The sequence below is a fragment of the Alteromonas sp. AWJ4_197 genome, from assembly GCF_056160285.1.
Genome location: NZ_JBSWWW010000017.1, coordinates 1 through 4,767 on the forward strand (window position 1 = coordinate 1; position 4,767 = coordinate 4,767).

8 protein-coding genes are annotated in these 4,767 nt (G+C 41.6%); all 8 read right to left on the reverse strand.

Features of this window, described 5'->3' with window-relative positions; genetic code table 11:
• Positions 1-78: 78 nt before the first annotated feature.
• Positions 79-612, reverse strand: coding sequence for a hypothetical protein (locus ACXAGC_RS20120; RefSeq protein WP_474846742.1), 534 nt, complete (start codon positions 610-612; stop codon positions 79-81).
• A gap of 149 nt (positions 613-761) precedes the next feature.
• Positions 762-1,532 carry a DUF4393 domain-containing protein gene (locus tag ACXAGC_RS20125; RefSeq protein ID WP_474846744.1) on the reverse strand — a complete coding sequence of 257 codons (771 nt, stop codon included), beginning with the start codon at positions 1,530-1,532 and terminating at the stop codon, positions 762-764.
• A gap of 127 nt (positions 1,533-1,659) precedes the next feature.
• Positions 1,660-2,022, reverse strand: a complete 363-nt coding sequence (locus ACXAGC_RS20130) for a hypothetical protein (RefSeq protein WP_474846746.1) — start codon at positions 2,020-2,022, stop codon at positions 1,660-1,662.
• Between the two features lie 127 nt (positions 2,023-2,149).
• A complete protein-coding gene (locus tag ACXAGC_RS20135; RefSeq protein ID WP_474846748.1) occupies positions 2,150-2,494 on the reverse strand; it encodes a VOC family protein in 345 nt (114 codons plus the stop codon).
• Between the two features lie 125 nt (positions 2,495-2,619).
• Entirely contained in the window at positions 2,620-3,027 is a 408-nt protein-coding gene (locus tag ACXAGC_RS20140; protein WP_474846750.1) for a hypothetical protein, read from the reverse strand.
• A gap of 135 nt (positions 3,028-3,162) precedes the next feature.
• Positions 3,163-3,549, reverse strand: a complete 387-nt coding sequence (locus ACXAGC_RS20145) for a RidA family protein (protein ID WP_474846752.1) — start codon at positions 3,547-3,549, stop codon at positions 3,163-3,165.
• A 132-nt stretch (positions 3,550-3,681) separates the two neighbouring features.
• Entirely contained in the window at positions 3,682-4,083 is a 402-nt protein-coding gene (locus ACXAGC_RS20150) for a hypothetical protein (protein ID WP_474846754.1), read from the reverse strand.
• 123 nt (positions 4,084-4,206) lie between these two features.
• Positions 4,207-4,563 (reverse strand): hypothetical protein, encoded by a 357-nt coding sequence (locus tag ACXAGC_RS20155; RefSeq protein ID WP_474846756.1) that lies wholly within the window; start codon positions 4,561-4,563, stop codon positions 4,207-4,209.
• Positions 4,564-4,767 lie beyond the last annotated feature (204 nt).

A 4,767-nucleotide genomic window follows, 5' to 3' on the forward strand; every position in this document is an offset into this window, starting at 1 on the left:
AATTTTAAATTCTTCAGGGTAGCGTTTACCGCTCATAAGCACCTCTCTTTTCAGTTAGTTTATCTAACTGAGAGGCGTCTAGGAAATTAGTGGCGATTCAGCATTATGAGAGCTTTGTACAATGGACTGATGAATCGAGTTATCTAAAAGAATATCCCAGTTTGTACTAATTACACTAACAGGGTCGGATGTTCGGTAACTGCCGCCAGCTCTGACCGAGGATTTTTCTGTCAGGTAATTAGCAAACTCATTAATATACTGCTTTGAATTCTGAGTATTGTTAAGTACCAACTGAATAGTACGGCCAATCACATGAAAGACAGCCTCCCTAACTTCCATTATCTTATCCAACCCAATACCCCGAAATTGAGAGCTTTCTGTTAAGCACCTATCGAGCGGCGTAAAAATATCTTCAATCTCGGCATCCTTTAATGTTTCCTCTGCATATCCAAGTTGATTGATGATGAAGTTCTTGAATATTGAAAACCTTTCGTTATTGTATTCTTGGGGGGTCTCTGCATATAACCGGCTAGCTTCAGGTAGTATATTTGCCTGAACAGGCGCTCCTGCTTCAACTGAAAACCCTGCGCCTAAAATGTAAACGACTTTCATTTTATCTCTCTTAAATTTTTCAGCTATTTGATGGCCAGTGAGCTACAGCTAACGCCCCAATCAGGGGCAAAAAATAGTTGGGTAAACTTAGCGACACAGGAGCAAAACTAACTGTTTTTTGTCCCACGGTATCGGCTTGTTAGCCTTTACTATTCATCTACGCAAGCATCTATAAATTGCTGTCCAAAATTAGTGACATGTAGATACTCATTTATTTCTTGTTTGGCTGATATATCTCTCCCTCGTCGATTTGCATCTACTGTAATATCGCCAGATTCTTGTCTAAACTCTGTAATTTTCAAACGAGAAAGGTTATCTAAGTAGCTCAAATACAAGTCAGGTACCTCAAGTTCTGCTGCCTCACATGAGTGCTTAAATCGCCTCTTTATTTCTTCAAAAGGTTCAAAGCGATACCAAGTTTCAGTAAACCGTTCACTATCAATTTCAGGGTAACGAGGTACTCCCTTGAAATATGAAAGTAGCTTTGCTTCATCAGAAGAAAGCTGCCGGATCACCTCAACGAAAGATGGATGGGCCAATGTGGCTGACTCTTTATCCATAGAAGTGGCTAATAGGTTAAGGTACATGTCCCTTAACGAGTCTTTGTAGCCAGTATATTTTAAAGACTCTAGAAGAGGTCCGGCCAAATGGGGTTCTGGAGTAATAATATTGTCAGCACTTTTTTTTCTCATTTTTTTTGGAAGTTCTGTAATTACAAACTCTTCTATTTTTTCATATCCCCAAACAAGCCCTGATATTGGTTTCAATGCAAGGTTTGCCGCCTTTGCAACAGTCTGTAATCCCTTGCCGATTTCCTTAGCTGCTGGGCTGACTGCATCTTTATATAACTCGGGAACTACTGCACCGATATTTAATGCCTTGGCTTTGTCGGTGAAGTCATTGCTTTCTTCGTCAGACATGGTTTATTCCTCTCCCAGGGCTAACACCCACATAAGGGGCGCAAACATGGCGGCTATAATCGGAACGAAGTGACACAGCCGCCATGTTTGTGTCCCAGCGAGCGGAGCGAGTGACTTAATTTGATTGTTATATTTGTGGTTGTTCAACCCACTGAACATTCGTTTGCTGGATACCAAGACCTTGCTTGAACTTAACAGGAAATTCTAGGTTCGGCTCGTTTACCCAGCCGCGCTCAATAAACAAGTTGTAACCTGAGTCGGTTTTCTCGTACTTGACCGCACCCAGCCAGATTGAATCCCACTGCCCAAGAAATTCTAATTCCTCTAACGATTCAGGGTAAGTGCCATTACGAACCTTATGCAACTCAATAATTGATATGGCAGAAACGAAATTTTGGGTACCGAATGTTGTATCAGCTTCTGGAAAGACACCAAAATCACATGCTGTAAGAGATAAAAGCATCAAGGCTGTGAAAAAAATCCTTTTCACTTAGAGTATCCTTCAAAAAATATAACACCCACATAAGGGGCAGTAATACGTGGGCTAAAATCCGAGCGAAGCGACAGAGCCCACGTGTTACTGTCCCAGGGAGCTTGCGACCGACTTAATGTGATTGTTAGCCGCCAACCTGTGTGATGTGTAATAACTCACCTGACGGGCCCCACAAATAAAAAACCTTACCCCATGATTCTTGGGATATTGAAGTGATTTTCTGCTTAAGTCTAGATTCAGAGCATACCCGAAACGCTTCATTGATGTCAGATACACAAATTTGAAGCATAAAGTTGCTGGCTAGAGATTCATCGTAAAAGCGCTGAAGAAAGAAAAGGCAGTCACCGTTTTGAAATAATGTGAGGTCGTCAGTTACATATTCAGAATCAAAACCAATTTCTGAGTAGAATGATTTTGATACTTCATAGTCTTTGCTTGGAATAAAAGCCTTTAGATCCGTTACGTCCATTGTACTTTCCATTTGGCTGCTAACACCCACATAAGGGGCAGTAATACGTGGGCTAGAATCCGAGCGAAGCGACAGAGCCCACGTGTTACTGTCCCAGCGAGCCTGCGAGCGGCTTAATGTGATTGTTATATGCCTACATATGAAGCCCAAAAAGGAAATAATTTACCGATAGGTGCCGTCAGCATAACGCAAAATAGAAAAAGAAAGCCGAATAGAAAAAGCGGGTAACGAGTGAAGTTGGTCTTAAAACCAAAGTACTCTTTGTCTAACCCATCTAACCATATTTTATAACGACGATCGGTTCTGGCTAATTGCTTAACTCTCTGAAATTCTGCTGGGAAGTGCCGGCTGCCTTGAATTCTAACCAAGAAAACAACAATAAATGACAATCCAGCGTTTACAGACGGCGAGTTTGTCCCAAGGGATGCGAGAGCAAGAGTAAAAGCTAAAAGACCTAAACTTGTATTTAAGAAATTAGCCCAGACTTCGAACTCACTCTCAAGCCTTTCCATATTTTCTTCAGATATTTCCATCTCTTTCTTCCTTGATGTGAAAATAAGCATATAACACCCACATAAGGGGCAGTAACACGTGGGCTAAAATCCGAGCGAAGCGACAGTGCCCACGTGTTACTGTCCCAGCGAAGCGACTTAATGTGATTGTTATATTCAATCTTTCGCCGCTGTTGCTACGATTTTAACTTTTCCACCAAATGGGAGCTTAGCTGCTTCATAGACTGTACGAGCTGGTCTCTTACCCTTTGGGAATAAAGTCATATATATATCATTGACCACTGCTAATTCGGTGAGGTCCGAAAACGCAATGTCAATATATGCGATTTCAGATTTATCAAATCCAGCGGCTTTTAAGGCTGCGAAAACATTATTAAATGCTAATATGGCTTCCTCGGCAACAGTGCCTTCAACATACTCTCCGTTTTCATTTACAGAAAGTTGTCCGCTAACAAAACACATTTTACCAACAACGACCGCGTGACTTATAGGATTGGGCCAATTAGGCAATCCTGGGCCGGTTTCTATAAATTTCCGAGTCATAGTGATTAGCTATCCGATTGAATATAACACCCCGCTTAGGGGCAAAAATACGTGGGCTATAATTACGAGCGAAGCGAGGACTGCCCACGTGTTTTTGTCCCAGCACGCACCGCGTGCGTCTACAGCGGTTTGTTATACCTGTGTTTGCAAAACCTTGGAACCGCTCTTTATAAATGAGCTTGAATTGCGGTTAACACAAGAACTTGAAAAAATACTGAAATCATAAGGTGCTCTAGAAACCTCGTAGTACGATTGAACAGAACTGTTTTCAACGAATACTAATAGGGTTACTCCGTCATTAACCCAAACTGACGATAACGATTCCAAGGGCCATTGAAAACCAAGTAACTCACTCGCAGCTTCATTATTTGAATAAGGGCCAAGAAAACAAACTTTTTCCCAATTCCCTTCAACATACTCGACTAAATTTATTGGTTCTTCTGCGTAATCAAGATCCAAACGAGGTGCATCTGCATCACTGTATGAGCACCCGCTAAAACCAACTAATAAAACCAGTAAGTATAAATATTTCATAAGAAGGTATAACGCCCCACTAAGGGGCAGTAATACGTAGGCTAAAATTAGGAGCGAAGCGACAGAGCCTACGTGTTACTGTCCCAGCGAGCGAAGCGAGAGCCTTAAGTGGTTTGTTATATTTCACGCCCAACGAATCCACTTAATCAATTCTTCCAAACCAGTTTGACTCAGAATACGAATACGATACAAATTTGGCGAGTTTTCCAATAACTTCGAAACGCGACCAAGGGCAGTGCTCGGATTCTCGGCACCATATTCAACAGCCAGGCTTATATCACTTGTTTGCAGTAACCGAGTTGGTTTGTGTGCTACAAAAATCGATGCCTCTCTACCTTTCAATCCTTTAACTCGTGGGTCAAACGCTATTTCAGCACCAGTGTCGAGGCGATAGGAAATTAGGTAGCGGTTATTATCCTCTTCTAGAGGGCTTGCAAATGAGCATTTCTTTAAATAGTTTTCTACATCTAAACCATTCATTATTTAAAACTTCCTTGTGAAATATAACACCCACATAAGGGGCAGTAACGCGTGGGCTAAAATCCGAGCGAAGCGACAGAGCCCACGTGTTACTGTCCCATCGAAGCGACTTAATGTGATTGTTATGTGACTTACGCCTTCTTGCTTATTTTTACAAACACATTATGGAAATAAAACAATACTATAGACAGTAGTGCAAGGGGA